Raw genomic sequence first — 19,805 nt, 5'->3', positions numbered from 1 at the left:
CCCCCACACTTTGCCATGGGGGCCGGTTCAGCTCTCAGATCCGGCGGATAACGACACCAGCCATGTCCCTGACCCATGCCACCAAACGGCGTCTAATCACCGTCGCCCTTGTCGGCCCGGCAAGCGCCTGGCTATTCGTCTTCCTGGTGCTGCCTTTTATCGCCATCATCGTCTTCGCCTTTGGCGAGCGGGCGCCGGAAGGCGGTTATCAGGCGGGTTTCACCTTCGAGCAGTTTGCCAATCTCGGAGCGCGGTCGGCCGCCTTCGTCAATACGCTGATCCTGGCGCCGATCGGGTCGGCCGCCTGCCTCATCATCGCCTATCCGGTTGCCTATTACCTGGCGGTCAAGGCGAGCCCGCAGCGCCGGCTGCTGCTCGTCTCGCTGGTCGTCGTTCCCTTCTGGACCAGCCTTCTGGTGCGCACCTATGCCTGGATGTATCTGCTCGGCGCCCGTGGCATTCCGCATCTGCTTGAATTCGTCGGCATCGAAAATATCAGGCTGATCAATACGCCCGGCGCCGTGCTGCTCGGCATCGTCTACGGTTACCTGCCGCTGATGATCATGCCGATTTATGTCAGCCTCGAAAAGCTGGACCGCCGGCTGCTCGAAGCCTCGGCCGACCTTGGCGCGAAGCCTATCTCGACCTTCTTCGGCATCACGCTGCCCCTGTCGCTACCGGGTGTCATGACCGGCGTTGCGTTGGTGACGATCCTGCTTCTCGGGGAGTACCTGATCCCGCAGCTTCTCGGCGGCGGCAAGGTGTTCTTCATCGGCAATGCACTTGTTGACCTCTTCCTGCAATCACGCAACTGGCCCTTTGGATCGGCGATTGCCATCACACTGGTTGCCGTCGTCGTCATCGTGCTGCTTGTCGCCATGCGCATTGCCTGGCGCGTCGCAGGTACCCGCCAGGTGGATCTCATCTGATGCGCGCACTCGTGATCTTCGTCTATCTGTTCCTTTACACGCCAATCGCGCTTGTCGTGCTGTTCTCCTTCAACGCGGGACGCAATGCCAGCGAGTTTACCGGCTTCTCGACGCAATGGTATGGTCGGGCGCTTTCCAACACCTTCCTGATGGAAGCGCTGCGCAACAGCCTGATCATCGCCTTTACCAGCGCAGCACTCGCCGCGATCTTCGGTACCATGGCTGCCATCGGCATGGAGCGGCTCGGTGCCCGGGCGCGCGCGGTTTTCGACGGTCTCTTTGCTGCGGCGATCGTCGTGCCTGGTGTCGTCATCGGCATTGCAACGCTGGTTGCCCTCGTCGAAGTCTTCGGCTTCATCAACCCTGCTATCGCCGCTCTTTGGCCGGGTGACCAGCCTCCGAAGCTCGCGCTCGGCTACGGCTCGATCATTGCCGCCCACGGGCTCTTCACCATGGCCCTGGTGACGATGATCGTGAAGGCGCGCATCGCGAGCCTTGGCCGCGATATCGTCGAGGCTTCCAGCGATCTCTACGCGACACCGTTCACGACCTTTCGGCAGATCGTACTGCCGCAGATCATGCCGTCGATCCTGGCGGGTTTTCTGCTCGCCTTCACCTTTTCCTTCGACGATTTCATCATCGCCTTCTTCGTGGCGGGCTCCAACACGACGCTGCCGATCTATGTCTTTGCCTCCATCCGCCGCGGCGTGACGCCTGAAATCAATGCCGTCGCCACGATGGTGCTGATCGCTTCGCTTGCCCTCATTCTCATCGCGCGCTTCCTGATGCGCGAAAAGACAACGACAAACTGACCGGGGAAATGCCATGATACTGAGAGATCGCGTTGCAATCGTCACCGGAGCAGGCTCGGGCATCGGGCGGGCGGGCGCGCTGATCATCGCGCGCGAAGGCGCCCATATCGTCGTTGCGGATATCGATTTCCTGAATGCTGAAGAGACCGTCAGCCAGATTGCCGAGGCGGGCGGCAGTGCCGAATGCCTGGTGGTCGATGTCACCGACGACAAGGCGCTTGAAACCGGCATTGCCGCTGTTGCCGCACGCCACGGCCGGATCGACATCCTCCACAATCACGCCGGCGCGCAGGTGGCCGGCGATCTGGAACAGGTTGCCGTCGAAGGCTTCGACAGGTCCTGGAGCCTGAATGTGCGGGCGCATTTCATGGCCGCGCGTTTCGTCATGCCCATCATGAAAAAAGCCGGCAAAGGCGTGATCCTCAATACGTCCTCGTCGTCAGGCGTGCTCTACGACCGCGAAATGATCGCTTATACGACGACCAAACATGCTGTCATCGCCATGACCCGGCAGATGGCGGGCGACTATGCGAAATTCGGCATTCGCGTGAATGCGCTTTGCCCCGGATGGGTCGACACGCCGTTCAATGAGCCATTCATCGCGCAGATGGGCGGCCGCGAAGCGATCGAAGGCTACATTGCTGAAAAGGTGCCGCTCGGCCGCTGGGCGGATGTTTCGGAGATCGCCGAACCGATCCTGTTCCTGGTCTCGGACCGTTCCTCCTACATGACGGGCCAAATCCTCGTCGTCGATGGCGGCGAGACCGTCGTCTAGGACGACTGGAAAGTCAGTTGCACCTTGCAGGCCAGCGAACGGTTGCCCGCAATGGTAAAGGCTGAAACGGCGTCCTGGAGCGGTAGGCTGTGGCTGATGATCGGCCGCACATCGATCTTCCGGCGGGAAATCAGGTCGACAGCGGTCGTAAATTCCTCGTGAAAGCGCTGCGTCCCGTGGATGTGCAGCTCCTTGCCGACGATGGCGTTGAGGGGCAACGGAACGTCTCCGGTGACGCCGACCTGGATGATGGTGCCGCGGGGGCGGATTGCGGCGATTGCGCTGTGGATGGCCGGAGCGGCTGCAGAACATTCGAATACGAGATCGAAATAGCCTTTTCCCGTCTGAAATTCGGCAAATGAAGCTGTATCCCGCGCCACGTTGATCGTGCGGCTGGCTCCCATTGCTTTCGCCCGCACTAGCGCCGCATCGGCAAGGTCGGTGACGACGATCTCGCCGGCGTCATAATGTCTGATAACGGCAACCATCAGGGAACCGATCGGTCCGGCGCCCGTCACCAGGACTTTTTTGCCGGCAATGCCGGGCGCACGTGTTGCGGCATGCAGGCAGACGGATAACGGCTCGCTGCAGGCCGCTTCCGCCGGTGTTGTCGAGGCTCCAACCTCGACGCATTGTCTGGCCGGCACCACCAGCCATTCCCGGAACATGCCCTGCTCATGCGGCAGGCGCATTGCGCTGCCCATGAAACGCATCTCCAGGCAGTGGATCGGCATGCCGATGCTGCAATATTCGCAGGCACCGCACGGCTGGCTTGGATTGACCGCCACCAGCGTGCCTGTCTTCAAGTTCACCCCCTCGCCTGCCAGTTCGACCGTTCCGGCGGCCTCATGACCGGGTATCATCGGCTCACGAACCCTGACCGGCCCGAAGCCGCCGTCCTGGTAATAATGCAGGTCGGAGCCGCAGATACCTGCGGCTGCCATCTTCAAAAGCACCTCGCCCGGGCCGGGGGCTGCGACCGGATCAGTCTCGATCCTGAGATCGCCCTTTGCATAAAGCCGTGCCAGCCGAGTCTGCATCGAACCCTCCTACTTCAGCAATCCGAGCTGCTGTGGCAGCCAGAGGGATACGGAGGGAATGAAGGTGATCAGGATCAGGGCGATGAAGAGCGGTGCCAGCCAGGGCAAGATCGCCATCGTCGTCCGTTCGACGGAAAGTTTCGCCACCCGCGATAGCACGAAGAGCACCATGCCGAGCGGCGGATGCAAGAGCCCGATCATCAGGTTCAGGGTCATGATGAGGCCGAATTGCACCGGATCAATGCCAAACTTCGCAACGATCGGCAGAAGGATCGGCACGAGGATGGTGATAGCAGCAATTGTATCCAGGAAGCAGCCGACGAACAGCATCAACAGATTCACCAGGATCAGGAAAACCCACTTATTGTCAGTGATGGACAGGATCGTATCGGACAGAAGCTGTGCGGCCTGGCTCACCGTCAGCAACCACGCGAAGACCGAGGCAGCAGTGACGATGAAGAGAACGGAGGCTGTCGTCTCGATCGTGTCGAAGCTCGCCTTGGCAAGCGTCGAGAACGTCATCGTTCGGTAGCGCACTAGGCCGAGAAACAGGGACCAGAGGACAGCGGCGACGGCAGCCTCAGTCGGCGTGAACCAGCCCATCGTCATTCCGCCGATCAGGATGACCGGCGTCATCAGCGCCATGACGGCGGAAAAGCGGAAATACCAGTCGAGCGCCAGAAGCACGGCAAGGGCAATGCCGGCCGCAGCGTTCATCGATACGCCTGATCGCATCATCACGTAGATCGACAGCGGCACGAGCAGAACGACGACGATCTCCAAACCTGCGGAAAGGAGCTGTTTGACGTCGAACGGCGCATCGGAGCCCCAGCGCTTCACATAAGCAAAGGCGGCGACGGTGATCATCATCAGCAGCGTCATGACGATGCCGGGCAGGATGCCGGCCATGAAAAGAGCACCAATCGAGACATTCGCCATCATGCCGTAGATCACGAAGGGCAAGGATGGCGGAAAGATCGGACCAAGCGTTGCGGATGCCGCGGTCACTCCGACCGCGGCCTCAACCGGGTATCCGTGATCCTTCATCGCTTTGATCTCGATTGTGCCGATGCCGGCTGCATCGGCAAGCGCAGTGCCCGACATGCCTGAGAAGATGACGGAACCGATAATGTTGACCTGTGCAAGACCACCCTTCATCCAGCCCACAAGCGCGACGGCGAAGGAATAGATGCGGCCTGTGACACCCGCAGAATTCATCAGGTTGCCGGCAAGGATGAAGAAGGGCACGGCGAGAAGCGGGAAGCTTTCGACGCCTGCGATCATGCGCTGGGCGACAATGATGTCGGGCGCAACGCCGTAGAGGACGATATAGAGAACGGATGCGACGGCCATTGAGATCGCGACGGGCACGCCGATCAGCATCAGTACCAGAAATGAGCCAAGCAAGAGCAGCATCAGGTCATCCTTCGACAGCGTGGAATTCTTCGGGGCGCTCCAGAACGGAGTAGCCGCGGCGCATATTGGCGATGAAGACGATCACCGCACGGATCAGCATCAGCACGAAGGCTGCAAGCACGCTGTAGAAGACGATGTTGCGCGGCAGGTCGACGGTGACCATCTGCTCGTCGGCGACGATCTGCACATAGCGCCACATCAGATAGCAGCCATAGGTGAAGAAGCCGATGCGGACGATGTCCACGAAGGTTGCGAGCACGCGCGCGAGGCCTGCCGGCATGTAGTGGTAGAAGACATCCACCTGGATATGGCGCGATGTGCGCACGCACATGACGGCGCCGAGAAAGACGACGCCGATCAGGCAGTTGACGGCGATCTCTTCGGTCCAGGCATAACTGTTGTTCAGAACATAGCGGGTGAAGAACTGCAGAAAGACGCAACCAGCCATCAGCCAGAAGACGATCAGGGTGATCCAGTCTTCGATGGCGTAGTCCGAGATATTGGCGGTGGGCGCATGCCCTTCGAATTCGTGGCCGATCTCCTCGGCAGTGACTTGCGTATGGACTTCTTGTGACATGATCGGCCTTGTTCCGGTTGGGAAGGAAGGGCGCGCGGCGCTCAGGCGGCGCGCCCCCGGGCACTTACTGGATCGCGCGGATCGCTTCCCAATCGGTCTTTTCGTAGCCGAAATCCTCGAACTTGACCTTTTCCGCAACCGTCTTCTCGAAATCGGCCTTGTCGACCTCAGTGACGCTCAAGCCCTTCTCCTTGAAGGTGGTGATCAGGCTGTTTTCCTTGCCTTCGATGGTCTTGGTCGTGCGCTCGGCCGCCTCCTGCATGACGTCGCCGAAGGTCTTCTTGTCTTCGTCCGAAAGGCTCGACCAGAGCGTCTTCGAGATCACCGTATTCAAGTGATCGACGATATGGCCGGTCAGGATGATGTTCTTCTGGACTTCGTAGAACTTCTTGGCCTCGATCGTCGTCAGCGGGTTTTCCTGGGCCTCGACCGTGCCGTTCTGAAGAGCGAGATAGACTTCGGCAAAGGCTATCGGCGTGGTGTTGGCGCCGCACGCGCGCGGCATGGCGAGATAGGCCGGAACGTCAGGCACGCGGATCTTCAGGCCCTGCATGTCGGCGCATTTGGCGATCGGCTTGTTGGCGGTGGTATGGCGTGTGCCGTAATAGCTGACGGCGGCGATATGGTTGCCGGTCTTGTCTTCATAACCCTTGGCGAGGCGCTTGAAGACGTCGCTCTTGGTATAGGCAATCAGGTGTTCCGGGCTGCGGAAGATATAGGGAAAATAGGTGACGCCGATCGGCTTGTAGTCGCGGGCGGCAAAGCTCGATCCGGAAATGATGATGTCGACCGTTCCGAGCTTGAGGCCCTGGTTGATATCGGCTTCCTTGCCGAGCTGCGAGGCCGGATAGACTTCAATCTTGTAACGGCCGTTGGTGCGCTTGTTGATCTCTTCCGCGGCCCAGAGGGAATCGGTGTGGAACGGTTCCGAGGTCTCGTAGACATGCGCCCACTTCAGTACCGTCTGGGCATGTGCGATCGCCGTCGTCGCCATGATTGCGGCGGCAGTGCAGAGTATCGTCGTCAGTTTCAACTTCATCGCTCTCTCCTCCTGAGATCTCGTTAAGTGGCTGCTTTTCCCTTGTTTGGCCCGGCCGCGTGGCCGCGCCCCTCCTCGCCCGAAAACTCCTCCCCGAAGCTTTCGGAAAATCTCTTCTGCGAATTCGTGAGATGCGTGCGCATAGCCGCCTTTGCCCCCGCCGCGTCACCCGCGGCGATCGCGTCGCGGATAGCCCGGTGCTCTTCCAGCGCGCTGCGCCACGACACCGGCCCTTCGAAATGGCTGGCGAGCTTCTCGAAATACGGCGTCATGCGCATATCGAACATTTCGCCGGTGACTCGGATCAAGGTCGCATTGCCGATAATTGCGGCGATGCCGGTATGAAAGGCGCGGTCGGCGACAAGTACGGCGCGTGCATCCTCCACCACGCCGCTCATCGCTCTCAGCGCCTCGTCGAGAACAGCAATGTCTTCCGGACGGGCGCTCTTTGCTGCTTCCTCCGATATCGCGCATTCGATGATGGCGCGTGCCTGCAGCAGTTCGAAAGGGCCTTCTGCCGGCTCACGCTCGTTGCCGGTCACTTCGGCGGCGTGTTTGCCCGTTATGTAGATGCCGGAGCCCATGCGAATGTTGATGTAGCCTTCGACTTCAAGCACGATCAGCGCCTCGCGCAGCGTAGGGCGCGAAACCGAAAGTTGCTCCGCGAGCTCCCGCTCGGCGGGAAGCCGTTGGCCGACGACGAGTTCGCCCCGGATGACCATCAGACGAATCTGATCTGCCACCTGCCTGTAAAGGCGGCGTGATTCAACTGCCGAAAACATTGTGGCCTCCCCGGCGCGCTTCTCCTCAAGCGCACAACTGGTCAACTGGCCTGACCAATTAGATCAAAGGTATCATCGGGAAAGTTGTGCGTCAATCCGTCGCAAGCATTCAGGCCGGGCTGACCAGTTGATAAGTGGCAGCAAGCGATCTGAAGGCTTCGATTGTCGCAGGGTCGAGCGTAACGCCATGTTTTTCCCGCTCGGCGGCGACGGCCCATTCGCGGTCTCCGGGCGCCAACACCTTGAAGCCTTCGCGCGCCGGGGAAGATCTCAAGGTTTCGACGTAGCGCTTCATGGCGGCATCGAAGGTTTCAATGTCGAGAAAAGCGGTGGGATTAAGCGCGATGACGAAGGCACCGAGGCCGCGTGGCGTCGAAAAATCAGGGCCGGGCATCGGAGCGATATCGAAGCTCAGTTTCATGCCTGTCAGCACTGCGCTCAATATCTCCGGAATACCCGCAAGCCCCGCGCCCTTGAAGCCGAATTCCCCGCCGAGCGGCGCCAGCATGTCGGCCACATCGGGGTCGGTCGTGTCGTAACCCCGCTCATCGGAGGCGACGCCTTCGGGAAGTTGGCGGCCAAGGCTGCGATAGAGCTGCACCCGGTTATAGGGCACGGCACTCGTCGCCATGTCGAAAAGCCACGGGTTACCATGCCTGACCGGCACGGCGCAGGCAATCGGATTGGTAACCGGTATAAGACCTGCGGTGGTGATGTCCTGCTGCAGTTCTGAGAATTGCGGCGTATGCTGCGAGCATCCGGGACAGAGGCACCGGGAGCACGAAGGTGCGGGCAGGCCGATACATTGGATGAGCTGTGAGCTCGCGTTAGTAGCTGGCCGCCTCTGCGACTCGCCCGGTTGCGCCGAGAGCGCGAATCCGTAGTTGTCGTGTCGCCCGCAGCTCCCGTTGTTCAAACGACAGGAGACGCTTATGCGACGGGTTATCGGAATTGATATCCACCGAACGTTTGGCGAGGTGGTTTTCTGGGAAGACGGCCGGCTCCGCCATGGTGGCCGCGTCGACATGACACGAACAGCTCTTGAGGGGTTCGGCAAGACACTTACGTCAACAGACGATGTTGTCATCGAGGCGACGGGAAACTGCATGGCTGTATCTCGTGTCCTTTCGCCGTTCGTGCGACGTGTCGTGATTGCTAATCCCCTGCAGGTGAAAGCGATCGCGCAGGCGCATGTGAAGACTGACAAGATCGATGCCGGCACACTGGCCAACCTTTATGCTGCTGGGTATCTGCCGGAAATCTGGACACCAGACACCGCCACAGAACGCATGAGGAGGCTGGTGGCCCGTCGCTATCAGGTCGTGCGACATCGGACGCGGATTAAGAACGAGGTCCATTCTATCTTGAATGCTCACCTGATCCCGAAGTGCCCACATGCCGACCTGTTCAACGGCCGCGGGCGTGAATGGCTCAAACGTCAGCCTCTGCCTGACGATGAGCAGATTGCGGTCCAGCGGCATGTACGCGAACTCGACAGGCTCGGTGAAGATCTTGCGGTGCTCGATCGGCAAATTGCTGAAGGAACGATGGATGATCCCGCGGTCAAACGGCTGCTCACGATCACAGGCGTCGATCTCACCGTGGCGACGGGATTGATGGCCGCCATCGGCAATATCAGTCGCTTTGAAAGCCCGCAGAAGCTGGTCAGCTACTTCGGGCTTAATCCGCGGGTTCGCCAGTCTGGCCTTGGCGCTGCCCACCACGGACGCATCAGCAAGATCGGTCGCAGCCATGCGCGGGCCATGCTGGTGGAAGCAGCATGGGCGGCCGCAAAAGCGCCGGGGCCGCTGCACGCCTTCTTCGTCCGGATCAGAGCCAAACGCGGCCACCAAGTCGCAGCCGTCGCGGTGGCTCGAAAGCTTGCGGTTCTGGTCTGGCACATGTTGACCAGACAGGCCGACTATCTCTGGGCTCGCCCGAGTCTTGTGGCACACAAGATTCGAGCACTGGAATTACTGGCCGGGAAACCGCAGAAGAAGGGAAACAAGCCTGGCCCTGCCTATGCCTATAACGTCAAGAAGCTCCGCGACCAGGAGATGCGCGTCGCTGAGCAAGCGCAAAAGGGCTATGAACGCTTCGTCGATACGTGGCGTCCGCGCCCGCCTGATCAAAAGGCGCGCGGACGCCTCAATCCGGCAAGGCTCGAGTAAGGTGGCCTGACGGTGCTTTCAGCCGATGCACCGCACTTCACCACGAGGTCATCCGCGCAAGGAAAAAATACCATATTTTTGAGCAAAGCGCTTGTCGATCTGATCCGTGCCATGAAAGCGCATGGCGCCATCGTGCAGACGCACGAAGCTGTCGGAATTGCAGAAGGCAAAGCCGATGAAGCCACGCAGGGCGGCATGGAATGCATAGGCACCTGCCGGTCCGAAATGCGAAGAATTGCGGATAGCAACCGCGCCGATCCCGAATTCCCCGGCAAGCCGCGTCGCATGCTCCATCGACGTATAGGCCGCGAGCGCACCATGGCCATTGTCCGCATCGAGCGAGGCGACGGCACCGAACGTGTTTACCAGTGCGACATGCGGACGTGGATTGAGGCGTCCTTCCGTCAAGCCCTTCACATAATGTGGGAGAAGGCGCACACCGTGGCTATCGATGCCGTAGCGCGTGCCATGCAGCATCCCCCGTGTCGCCGCATCCGCCGTCTGCTGGTCCGCACCCGCGGCGAGGAAGATCTTTCGGCAAAAGTCCTCGATCGTTGCCAGGGACGCCAGGGTGCCGGCGGGATCTTTGCTGTCACTTGTCATGGGCTTCAATCCGTTCAGGTGGAACCTCAAACTCTAGCGCGCTGGCGAGAAGATTCGATAGGCGAATCGTCCCTGAAGCTGCGCCTCGCCGAAATTCCGATCCAACTTTGTCATGCATCACGACTTGCCGAGCGACAGGCGAAACTGCCTGGGTGTCGAGCCGGTCCGTTGTTTGAAAATATCGTAGAAGCGGCTGCTGGAGCCGAAACCGCAATCGAGGGCAATTTCCAGGATTGAGTCCTCGGTCTCGACCAGCCGCTGCATTGCTCTCGCGAGGCGATAGCGCGTCAGATATTCCATCACAGAAATGCCGAGCACGTCGCGAAATGCCCGGTTGGCGGTGGTTGGATGCACATTGGCGCGTTTTCCAAGATCCCCCAGGTTGAGCGGCTCGGAAAAATGCCGGTTGATCAGGTCGGTCAGCACTTCCGAATGGCGGATGGCGGGGCTGACGGGTGTCACAACGGCTGCAACGGACGAGCCTTGATCAGTGGCGTGATCGAGGATGAGCCTACGCACCCTGAGCTTGGCCTCCTCGGCGATCAGCTGGCGCCGGACGGGATCGCCCTTGCTCCACTCCTCGACCCAGGCAGAAACATTGAGCGGCGTCGTCTCGCGACGACTGGGTTCGACCACGAAGGCACCTTGCATGATCGCCTGTCTAGCCTTCTTGTCGATGGAGAGCGCGAGAAAGTCGACGAGCGGAAGGTAGATACAGATGAGCGGCGCCTCCGGCGTCACCAGGATTGTCTGGTGGGGAATGGCCGCCCAGAAGAGGACAAGGCGCCCGGCCTCAACCCGTTCCTGCCGACCATTGAAGAGATAGGTCATGGCGCCATCGAGAAGCAGGTTGATCTCGACATGATCGTGCCAGTGCGCGGCGCTCATGGCATCGGCCGTATGACGCTCGATCAGGAAGCCTCGTGGCGACCCCGTCCACTCGCCGCTGTTGTTGTGTTGATCGTCTTTCATGCTCAGCCACGCTTCAATCCGGGAATACTCCCTTCAATAACAGGAAGAAATTCTGATTTGGAAGAGGCACGACTATGGCACCTTTAAATCGCGGGAGACCGAAATGCCGAAGATTTGCCTCGTGGGTGCGGGCAGCACCGTTTTTGCACAGAACATTCTGGGGGACGTGCTCTCTACCCCCTCGGGCAGCGACTATGTGATCAGCCTGTTTGATATCGATCCCGAACGGCTGAAGACATCGGAGATCGTTGCGCGCCGCATCTGCGAGGCGCTCAATCTGCAGAGGGTCAAGGTCGAGGCCACCCTTGATCGCCGCGAGGCGCTGCGCGGATCGGATTTCGTTATCCTGATGATGCAGGTTGGCGGCTACAAGCCCGCCACCGTGACGGATTTCGACGTGCCGAAGAGATACGGTCTGCGGCAGACCATTGCCGATACGCTCGGCATCGGCGGGATCTTCCGCGGACTTCGCACCATTCCGGTGCTCGAGGCAATTTGCCGCGATATGGAAGAGGTCTGCCCCGATGCGCTGCTGATGCAATATGTGAACCCGATGGCGATCAATTGCTGGGCAATCAAGGAGCTGGCGCCATCCATCCGCACGGTCGGCCTTTGCCACAGCGTCCAGCATACGGCCGCTCATCTCGCTTCTTGCCTCGACGAGGATATCGCCGACATCAACTACATTTCGGCAGGCATCAACCATGTCGCCTTTTTCCTGAAATACGAGAAACTGCATGCCGATGGCAGACGCGAGGATCTCTATCCCCGCCTGAGGGCTCTGGCCGGCGAGGGACGCGTGCCATCCGATGACCGGGTGCGCTTCGATGTACTCAAGCGGCTCGGCCATTTCGTGACGGAATCGAGCGAACATTTCTCCGAATATACGTCCTGGTATATCAAGGACCGGCGCCCTGAGCTCATCGACAAGCTCAACATCCCGCTCGACGAATATATCAGCCGCTGTGAAAGGCAGATATCCGAATGGCATGCCCTTCGCCGGGAGCTCGAAGGCGACAAACCGATCGACGTCTGCCGCAGCAACGAATATGCCGCCGGCATCATTCACGCCGCCGTCACCGGCAATCCGGCACTGATCTATGGCAATGTTCCCAATAATGGCCTGATCGAAAACCTTCCGGCCGAATGCATCGTGGAAGTGCCCTGCCATGTCGACAGGAACGGCATCCAGCCGACCCGCATCGGCAGGATCCCCTCGCAGCTCGCCGCTGTCATGAAGCTCAGCATCTCGGTTCAGGAGCTTACAGTCGAGGCAGCGCTGACGGGGAAACGCGACCGCATCTATCAGGCAGCCCTCCTCGATCCGCATACATCGGCCGAACTCTCGCCGGACGAGATCTGGAGCCTGGTCGACGACCTGATCGACGAACATGGCGACCTTCTGCCGAAGTACCACTGAGCCCGGTCAGAGGCTTCCAGATCCATCATGAGGCGCGCCGTCTTTCGGGACTGCGCGCCTTTCGTTTGCATTTTCAGCGCTCAGCTGGCGTCATCAAAAAAATCATAAACGATCATAATTGTGATTGACATTGATCGTATCGGGTGAGAACTTTGACGCAAATAAACGAAATTACGACAGGGGATGGTCGGTGAACAAGGGTGGCGGAGTGAAAACTGACCGGCTCGATGCCATCAGAAGCCATCTCTATGCGAATGGCTTTTCCACCATTCAGGATCTGGCCGATGCGGTGGGTGCTTCGCTGGCCACCGTGCGCCGAGACCTGCAGATTCTGGAACAGGATGGAGCAATCGACCGCGTGCACGGCGGCGCCCGCATCGCCGAGGGTTCCTCGGTCGAAATGGCCTTCCAGGAGCGGGAAAAGCGCCAGCTTTCGGCCAAGCGCGCGATTGCCAATGCGGCCTACGAGCTGCTGCTGCCCCGAACCGCTATCTTCCTCGACGCCGGGACGACGGTTCTTCAGCTTGCCCGGCTCATCCGCATCAACCCGATACCGCTGCGCATCTTCACCAACGGCCTGATCGTCGCTCAGGAATTTCTGAACATTCCGAACCTTGAGGTCGTCCTTCTCGGCGGCCAGCTGCGCAGCGAAAACGCTTCGCTCGTCGGCCCGCAGGCCGAGGCGATGCTCGAAACGATCTGGTTCGATCAGCTGTTTCTTGGAGCCAGCGCCATCAGCCCTGACGGCGCGATCTACAGCGTGGACAGCGCCGAAGCCAGCCTGAACCGGCGCATGCTCACCCGCTCTACCAACGGCTATGTGCTCGCCGATTCCTCGAAATTCGGGACGATGGCCACCTACAAGGTCGCGCCGCTGAATGTTGCGAAGCTCATCACCGACAAGAGCCTGACGCCGCAATGGCGCTCCGAGCTCACCAATTTCGGTGTCGATGCGACCTTTGCCGAGCTGGGAGCAAAGGAATGAGCGACGAGCTGATCCTCGGCATCGACGGCGGCGGCAGCAAGGTTCTCGTCACGCTGGCCAATAAGGACGGCCAGATTCTGCGCGCCGCGCTCGGCGGCGGTGTCAATCCGATGGACAATCCAGACTGGCGACGGGAACTGGAGCGGCATATCGAACCCTTCCGCAATGAGCCGGGACTGGCAGCCGTCGGCGCTGCCCTGCCCGCCTATGGTGAAGTTGCGCATCTCTCCGCTCTCCAGAGGCAATGCATCGACGAAGCTTTTCCGGATATCCTCAGGACAGTCCTCAACGATGTCGACGCCGCCCATCTCGGCGCCTTTGCCGGTCGCCCGGGCATCCTCGTTCTGTCGGGGACCGGCTCCATGTCCTGGGCGCGCAACGGAGCAGGAGCCTCCGCACGCGCCGGCGGTTGGGGCGATCTCATCGGCGACGAGGGCAGCAGCTACTGGATCGGTCGTGCAGCCCTGCATCTCATCAGCCAGAGCCTCGATGGACGTGGCAAGCCGACGGCGCTGGCGAGGGCGATTTATGATCACCTCCGGCTCGATATTTCCGATCCGATCAATGCTCTCGGTGGCTGGATCAACGGGCTTGCGAGGCCGCGCGCTGGTATCGCCGCGCTCTCCATTCTCGTCGACCGAACCGCTCAGCAAGGCGACGAAATGGCGATCGACCTGATCGAGAAGGCCGCCGAGGAGCTTGCCAAGCACCATTGGGCGATATCGGGCCATTGTGAAACCGGCTCCGACTGGACCTATGCAGGTGGCACCTTTTCCAGCCGCCTTTTGCTTGAAGCTGTCGAACGGCGTATCGGCCGGCGGGCGATTTCACCCGTACTTCCTCCCATTGGCGGCGCGCTTCTGGCGGCCGCCCAACTTCTCGACTGGCCGCTGAACGAGCGCTGGTTCGGGCAAATCGCGGCTGCGGCCGACACCGTGATCGCGCGATCAAGACAATGACTGTCAACGATAAAGGATGGGAACATGCGTAAATTCATATTGCCTTTGCTTGCCTCAGCCGCCCTTGCGATTACCCTGCCCGCCATGGCCGACGATGCCAAGCCGCTTGCCGGCCAATCGATCACCGTGCTCATGCCATCGCCGCAGGGGGCCACGGTTGCGGCAGATTTTGAAGCTGAGACCGGCATTCATGTCGATCTCCAGACCCTCTCCTGGGATGATATTCGCCCAAAGCTGGTAACGGCACTGGTCGCCGGCACGGCGCCGGCCGATGTTACCGAATTCGACTGGTCTTGGACAGGTCAGTTCAGCGCCGCCGGCTGGTACATGCCGCTGAATGATGTGATCGACAAGGAATCAATCGAGGATATCGGCGTTGCCAAGATCTTCACCGTCGATGGTCAGTTGCTCGGCGTGCCCTATACCAACGACTTCCGCGTGATGCTCGTCAACAAGAAGCATTTAGCGGATGCGGGCATTACCGAAATGCCGAAGACGCTTGACGCGCTGGTCACGGCGGCAAAGAAGATCAAGGAGAAGGGTATTTCGACCTATCCGATCGGCCTGCCGCTCTCGGCGACCGAAGGCGCTTCCACGAGCTGGTATCTGTTGACCAAGGCTTTTGGCGGCGAACTCTTCGACAAGGACTTCAAGCCGCTGTTCCTCACCCCGGATTCAGCCGGCTACAAGGCGCTCGCCTTCGAACTGAAACTCTTGAAGGACGGTCTGGTCGACCCGGCCTCGACAGGTCTCAAGGACAGCCAGATCAATGAGAGCATGTTTGCCCAGGGCCTCACCAGCATCATGATCTCGGGTGAGCCGGGTCGCTTGGGCCAGATGAACGATCCGAAGCAGTCCAAGGTCGCCGGCCAGGTGGAAGCGATCCTCGTGCCGACCGAAAGCGGTCAGACGCGCAGCTTCGGCCTTCCGGAAGCGCTTGCCATTCCGAATGTTTCGCAGAACAAGGAAGCGGCGGTCGCCTTCGTCAAGTGGTTCACCAGCAAGGAGTTCCAGAAGAAGAACGCGGCAAACGGCTTCCTGCCGACCCGCACTTCGGCTCTCTCCGAACTCAATACGGAAGGCAAGTTGACGAGCGGCGACGCACTTGTTGCCCAGTCCAAGACCGTCGAGCCTCTGTTCCAGCAGGGAACGCCGCCGTGGTATCCGCAGTTTTCGAGCGCGGTGAACACGGCGATCAACAGCGCGGCAAAGGACCAGGTCACGGTTGATCAGGCCATGCAGAGCATCGCCGATGCAGCCAAGCAGGCGATGGCGCAATGACAGTCGTCACCGCCCAAGGTGTCGCAGCCAAGCGTAGTGTCGGCCTCAACGCCGACACCATGCTCGGACTGCTGCTGGTGCTGCCGATCCTCGTGACGATGGCAGCTCTGGTCTTCTATCCGATGGGCCGGACGGTCTGGGACTCGCTGCACCGGGTCAATCCGATGCAGGCCGGAACGCCTTTCGTCGGACTGGAAAATTACACACGCATGCTGTCGGACGCCCAGCTGGCGACGACCTGGGCGAACACGCTCATTTATGTCGTCCTTGCCGTCGTTGCCGAGACCGTCTTCGGCGTGCTTGCTGCGGCTCTCATCAATCAGATGAAAGTCGGGCGCCAATGGGTGCTAGCGGCGGTCATCCTGCCATGGGCCTTACCCGGCGTCGTCAACTCCGTCATCTGGCTGTGGATCTATCAGCCCGGCGCCGGCCTGTTGAACGGCATTCTCGTCGCGCTTGGCCTGCCTTTCGAAAATCATGTCTGGTTCAACGACCGGACGAGTGCCATCATCGCGGTCACCGTCGTGCATGTCTGGCGCATGATGCCGCTGACGATCGTCATCGTGCTCGCCGCCATGCAGAGCATCCCGTCGCATCTCTACGAGGCTGCCCGCATCGACGGTGCGACACGCGTGCAGATGTTCAGCCTGGTCACACTTCCGCTCGTGCGCAGCGCCATCGCCGTTGCCATGACGAATGCGACGGTCAATGCCTTCAATCTCTTCGACGAGGCCTGGGTGCTCGCCGGATCAAGCCTCGAAACGCGACCGATCCTCGTGCAGATCTATCTCGAGACATTCCAGAACCTTCGCTTCTCCTACGGCATGGCTCTGTCGGTCGTCATCACGCTGGTCTCGCTGCTCGTCTCGCTCGTCTACGTCCTCCGCGTTTATCGCAACACACGGTTCGACTGATGAAACCAACCATTCTCTATCGTCTGATGATATGGACGGGTCTTGCCGTGCTGCTGATCTGGTCGCTTGGCCCGATCTACTGGACGATCGCAAGTTCCGTGACGCCGACGGAAGATTTTTCCACGCGGCCGATCCATTTCTTCCCGCAGCATTTCACGCTCGACCATTATTCGCGCCTGCTCGGCATCAACATTTCGCGGATTGGGGGTGTGGAGGTGTGGAAGCAGTTCCGCGCTGCGCTGCTCAACAGCGTGATCACGTCGGCCGCCGCCACGGCTCTCTGCGTCGCGATCTCGGCGCTCGGCGCCTATGCATTCACCAGAATGCGCTTTCCCGGGCGTAACCTGCTGTTCGGTGCTGTCGTCGCGACACTCGCAATCCCCGCCTATGCGGTGCTCATCCCACTCTATCAGATCATGATAAAGATGCATCTGGTCGACACTCATACCGGCGTCTCGCTGATCTATGTCTCGGCCTATCTGCCGCTCTCGCTCTGGCTGTTGCGCAGCGTCTTCGAGCAGCTTCCGATCGCCCTCGAAGAGGCAGCACAGCTCGATGGCGCGGGCCGCCTCTTCATCTTCTTCAACATCGTGCTGCCGCTCGCCGGACCCGGCCTGACGGCGGCGGCCATCCTTACCTTCCTGGGGGCCTGGGGCCAGTACCTCGTTCCCCTCATTTTCTCGCCGCAAGCGACGAAACCCCTGACGGTTCTCATTCCCGAATTCGTCACCAAGAACTTCATCGACTACGGACTGATCACGGCAAGCGGATCGATCGCCATCGTCATCCCTGCCCTGGTCGTCATCTTCCTCAACCGGTACCTCGTCAGCGGCCTGCTGGCAGGTTCGGTCAAATAATCGGAGACATCATGAACACGACCGAAAAGGTAATCTTCGAGCAGTTTCCCTATTGGGAAACAGCCATCGGTTCGAATACTGCAAGCGGCAGCGCGGACGATCTCCTCGTCTTCGTCGGCTGCGGCACTTCCTTCAACCTCGCCTTGTCTCTGGCCGCCTATGCCAACAGCCTGAAGCGCAAGGCGATCGCGGTTCCGGGCGCGGAATGGTTGAACCGGCCCGCCTACTTCTGGCCAGAATGGCAGAAGACCCATGTAGTCGCGCTGTCGCGCAGTGGCGAGACGACGGAAACGGTCGCCGCGGCAAAGGCAAGTCGCGCCGCCGGTGCCTTCGTGACTGCCGTGACGGTCGAGCCCGAGAGCGCCCTTGCCAAGAACTGTGACCAGCTGATCTGCTCCCCGACCCATCCCGAAGAGGGCATCGTCATGACGGTTTCGGCAAGCCTGATGGTGTTGCTCAGCCTGCAGCTGATCGGTCAGACCGTGCCTGCCTCGACCGTCGCATCGGCACGTCAGCTCGCCAATACGCTCGATGCCGCTCTGCCCGACATCATCAAGGATCGTTCGCACTTCGTCTTTCTGGGCGGCGGCCCGCTTTTCGGCATTGCGCTCGAGGGCGCGCTCAAGCTGATGGAAATGAGCCAGCTGATGACGCAGGCTTTTCATCCGCTCGAATATCGCCACGGGCCGATCAGCCTTGTTGACGAGAAGACGGCCGCCATCATGCTCTACAGCTCGGACCAGAGACAAGCCGAGGCAAAGCTCGCCGGCGAGCTGCGCGAAAAAGGCGCCGTCGTTATCGGTTTCGGCGGCCCAGGCGATCTGGAGCTTAAGGTCGACGTCGATCTGTCGCTTGCAGGTCTCGTGGTTCTGCCAGCACTGCAGATCCTCGGCGAACGCGCCGCACAAGCAAGGCAGATTGATACCGTCTCGCCGCGTCATCTCACCAAGGTGGTGACATTGGTATGAGCGCGGCCATCGATCCGAACCGCCAGATCGCCCTGGCAAAGCTGTTCGGCGCAAGAGACCTGCCCCTGCCCCGCGGCATCACATCGATTTGTTCTGCCCATCCGCTGGTCATCGAGGCTACGTTGCGACGTGCGGTGCTGCAGAATGAGGCGGTCCTGATCGAAGCGACCTGCAACCAGGTCAATCAGGAAGGCGGTTATACCGGCATGAAGCCGGCGGACTTCCGAACCTTCATCGAGCGTATCGCGGCAAGCGTCGGCTTCGCCGCCGAACGCATCATTCTCGGGGGCGACCATCTCGGCCCGAACCCATGGCGAAAGCTCGCTGCAGAGAATGCGATGGCGCGCGCCGAAACCATGGTGGCGGCCTATGTCGAAGCCGGGTTCGAGAAGTTGCATCTCGACACTTCGATGGGCTGTGCTGGCGAGCCTGTGGCGCTTGCCGACGAACTGACCGCCGCAAGAGCAGCACGTCTGGCGAAAGCTGCCGAAGAGGCGGCTCGTCGGAGTGGTCGACGTCTGCCGGTCTATGTCATCGGCACCGAGGTGCCACCGCCCGGTGGCGCGACGCATGCGCTGGACGAGCTGGAGATCACGCGACGGGAAGCAGCTCTCAGGACGCTTGATGTTCACCGCCAGGCCTTTGCCGAAGCCGGCGTAAGTTCGGCGATGGAACGCGTCATCGCGATCGTCGTTCAGCCGGGCGTCGAGTTCGGCAACGCCAATGTCGCGCTCTACAGGCCCGAGCGTGCACGGAAGCTGATCTCGGCGCTCGATGAGATGAGGGGACTGCTGTTCGAGGCCCATTCCACCGACTACCAGCCGGCAGCCGCGCTTTCGACGCTGGTCGATGGCGGGTTTGCGATCCTGAAAGTCGGTCCTGGCCTGACCTTTGCATTGCGGGAGGCGCTCTACGGTCTCGACGCGATCGCCGATATTCTCTCCAGGGGCGAGAGAGCCGGCGGGCTGGCGGCGACGATGGAGGAGATTATGCTTGCTCAGCCCAGCCACTGGGCCGGCCATTACAGCGGCACGACTGACGAACAGCGCCTGCAGCGACACTTCAGTTATAGCGATCGCATCCGGTACTATTGGCCCGACGCGCGGGCAGCAACGGCAGTCGACGAACTGCTCGCCCGGCTGCCGGAGGCAATCCCGGAAACGCTGATCAGCCAGCATCTCGCCCGTCTCTACCCTGATGTGGTCGAAAAGCGTGTCGCGCCGAAAGCCCGCGATCTTTGCCTAGCCGCCATTGATGCGGCGCTGGCTCCTTACGCCACCGCGACGGCGCCTCGGTAACAGAAGC

General features: G+C 60.5%; 18 protein-coding genes and 2 pseudogenes. 12 read left to right on the top strand and 8 right to left on the bottom strand.

Annotation, left to right across the window (positions count from 1 at the left end; genetic code table 11):
* Positions 1 to 62 precede the first annotated feature (62 nt).
* The 3 genes from AC1DUP_RS06765 to AC1DUP_RS06755 are packed head-to-tail and all read left to right on the top strand — an operon-like array spanning position 63 to position 2,516.
* Positions 63 to 929 carry an ABC transporter permease gene (locus AC1DUP_RS06765; protein ID WP_113307557.1) on the top strand — a complete coding sequence of 289 codons (867 nt, stop codon included), beginning with the start codon at positions 63 to 65 and terminating at the stop codon, positions 927 to 929.
* The gene (locus tag AC1DUP_RS06760) at positions 929 to 1,741 is read left to right on the top strand and encodes an ABC transporter permease (RefSeq protein ID WP_113307556.1); all 813 of its coding nucleotides are present in this window, start codon (positions 929 to 931) and stop codon (positions 1,739 to 1,741) included. The genes AC1DUP_RS06765 and AC1DUP_RS06760 overlap by 1 nt, the downstream gene beginning before the upstream one ends.
* A 13-nt stretch (positions 1,742 to 1,754) precedes the next feature.
* Positions 1,755 to 2,516, top strand: coding sequence for an SDR family oxidoreductase (locus AC1DUP_RS06755; RefSeq protein WP_113307555.1), 762 nt, complete (start codon positions 1,755 to 1,757; stop codon positions 2,514 to 2,516).
* Here the strand turns inward: AC1DUP_RS06755 and AC1DUP_RS06750 are convergent.
* The 6 genes and pseudogenes from AC1DUP_RS06750 to AC1DUP_RS06725 all read right to left on the bottom strand — a co-directional run.
* Positions 2,513 to 3,556 carry an L-idonate 5-dehydrogenase gene (locus AC1DUP_RS06750; RefSeq protein ID WP_113307554.1) on the bottom strand — a complete coding sequence of 348 codons (1,044 nt, stop codon included), beginning with the start codon at positions 3,554 to 3,556 and terminating at the stop codon, positions 2,513 to 2,515. The genes AC1DUP_RS06755 and AC1DUP_RS06750 overlap by 4 nt on opposite strands.
* 9 nt (positions 3,557 to 3,565) lie before the next feature.
* Positions 3,566 to 4,972: a TRAP transporter large permease gene (locus AC1DUP_RS06745; RefSeq protein ID WP_113307553.1), complete on the bottom strand. Its 1,407-nt coding sequence runs from the start codon at positions 4,970 to 4,972 to the stop codon at positions 3,566 to 3,568.
* 4 nt (positions 4,973 to 4,976) lie between these two features.
* Positions 4,977 to 5,549: a TRAP transporter small permease gene (locus AC1DUP_RS06740; protein ID WP_113296551.1), complete on the bottom strand. Its 573-nt coding sequence runs from the start codon at positions 5,547 to 5,549 to the stop codon at positions 4,977 to 4,979.
* Positions 5,550 to 5,613: 64 nt separating this feature from the next.
* Complete coding sequence (locus AC1DUP_RS06735; protein ID WP_113307552.1) at positions 5,614 to 6,588, bottom strand: sialic acid TRAP transporter substrate-binding protein SiaP; 975 nt, start codon at positions 6,586 to 6,588, stop codon at positions 5,614 to 5,616.
* Positions 6,589 to 6,611: 23 nt separating this feature from the next.
* Positions 6,612 to 7,370 (bottom strand): FadR/GntR family transcriptional regulator, encoded by a 759-nt coding sequence (locus tag AC1DUP_RS06730; protein ID WP_113307551.1) that lies wholly within the window; start codon positions 7,368 to 7,370, stop codon positions 6,612 to 6,614.
* Between the two features lie 109 nt (positions 7,371 to 7,479).
* Positions 7,480 to 8,058 (bottom strand): annotated as a pseudogene (locus tag AC1DUP_RS06725) (Ldh family oxidoreductase); the annotation flags it as partial.
* Between the two features lie 262 nt (positions 8,059 to 8,320).
* On the opposite strand from AC1DUP_RS06725, the gene AC1DUP_RS06720 reads away from it, so the two are divergent.
* Entirely contained in the window at positions 8,321 to 9,541 is a 1,221-nt protein-coding gene (locus AC1DUP_RS06720) for an IS110 family RNA-guided transposase (protein WP_477832281.1), read from the top strand.
* Positions 9,542 to 9,637: 96 nt separating this feature from the next.
* Here AC1DUP_RS06720 and AC1DUP_RS06715 read toward each other — a convergent pair.
* Together AC1DUP_RS06715 and AC1DUP_RS06710 are read right to left on the bottom strand one after the other, a co-directional pair.
* A pseudogene (locus AC1DUP_RS06715) lies at positions 9,638 to 10,144 on the bottom strand (Ldh family oxidoreductase); the annotation flags it as partial.
* Between the two features lie 117 nt (positions 10,145 to 10,261).
* Complete coding sequence (locus AC1DUP_RS06710) at positions 10,262 to 11,116, bottom strand: helix-turn-helix domain-containing protein (RefSeq protein ID WP_113307549.1); 855 nt, start codon at positions 11,114 to 11,116, stop codon at positions 10,262 to 10,264.
* Positions 11,117 to 11,219: 103 nt separating this feature from the next.
* Between AC1DUP_RS06710 and melA the strand changes: the two genes are divergently transcribed.
* The 8 genes from melA (at position 11,220) to AC1DUP_RS06670 (ending at position 19,798) form a co-directional block, all read left to right on the top strand.
* Positions 11,220 to 12,536 (top strand): alpha-glucosidase/alpha-galactosidase, encoded by a 1,317-nt coding sequence (gene melA / locus AC1DUP_RS06705; protein ID WP_113307548.1) that lies wholly within the window; start codon positions 11,220 to 11,222, stop codon positions 12,534 to 12,536.
* 190 nt (positions 12,537 to 12,726) lie between these two features.
* On the top strand, positions 12,727 to 13,521 hold the full coding sequence (locus AC1DUP_RS06700; protein ID WP_113307547.1) for a DeoR/GlpR family DNA-binding transcription regulator: 795 nt from the start codon (positions 12,727 to 12,729) through the stop codon (positions 13,519 to 13,521).
* Positions 13,518 to 14,480: a BadF/BadG/BcrA/BcrD ATPase family protein gene (locus AC1DUP_RS06695; protein ID WP_113307546.1), complete on the top strand. Its 963-nt coding sequence runs from the start codon at positions 13,518 to 13,520 to the stop codon at positions 14,478 to 14,480. Before AC1DUP_RS06700 ends, AC1DUP_RS06695 begins: the two co-directional genes overlap by 4 nt.
* Positions 14,481 to 14,504: 24 nt before the next feature.
* On the top strand, positions 14,505 to 15,761 hold the full coding sequence (locus AC1DUP_RS06690) for an ABC transporter substrate-binding protein (protein WP_113307545.1): 1,257 nt from the start codon (positions 14,505 to 14,507) through the stop codon (positions 15,759 to 15,761).
* Positions 15,758 to 16,675, top strand: a complete 918-nt coding sequence (locus tag AC1DUP_RS06685; RefSeq protein WP_113307544.1) for a carbohydrate ABC transporter permease — start codon at positions 15,758 to 15,760, stop codon at positions 16,673 to 16,675. The genes AC1DUP_RS06690 and AC1DUP_RS06685 overlap by 4 nt, the downstream gene beginning before the upstream one ends.
* Positions 16,675 to 17,532, top strand: coding sequence for a carbohydrate ABC transporter permease (locus AC1DUP_RS06680; protein WP_113307543.1), 858 nt, complete (start codon positions 16,675 to 16,677; stop codon positions 17,530 to 17,532). The genes AC1DUP_RS06685 and AC1DUP_RS06680 overlap by 1 nt, the downstream gene beginning before the upstream one ends.
* Positions 17,533 to 17,543: 11 nt before the next feature.
* Positions 17,544 to 18,500 (top strand): SIS domain-containing protein, encoded by a 957-nt coding sequence (locus tag AC1DUP_RS06675; protein ID WP_113307542.1) that lies wholly within the window; start codon positions 17,544 to 17,546, stop codon positions 18,498 to 18,500.
* Entirely contained in the window at positions 18,497 to 19,798 is a 1,302-nt protein-coding gene (locus AC1DUP_RS06670) for a D-tagatose-bisphosphate aldolase, class II, non-catalytic subunit (RefSeq protein ID WP_113307541.1), read from the top strand. The genes AC1DUP_RS06675 and AC1DUP_RS06670 overlap by 4 nt, the downstream gene beginning before the upstream one ends.
* The last annotated feature ends 7 nt before the right edge of the window (positions 19,799 to 19,805 follow it).

This window comes from Rhizobium sp. 01L419, from assembly GCF_056400025.1.
The sequence above is the reverse complement of the archived record's forward strand: the minus strand, read 5'-3'. Positions and strand labels throughout refer to the sequence as shown.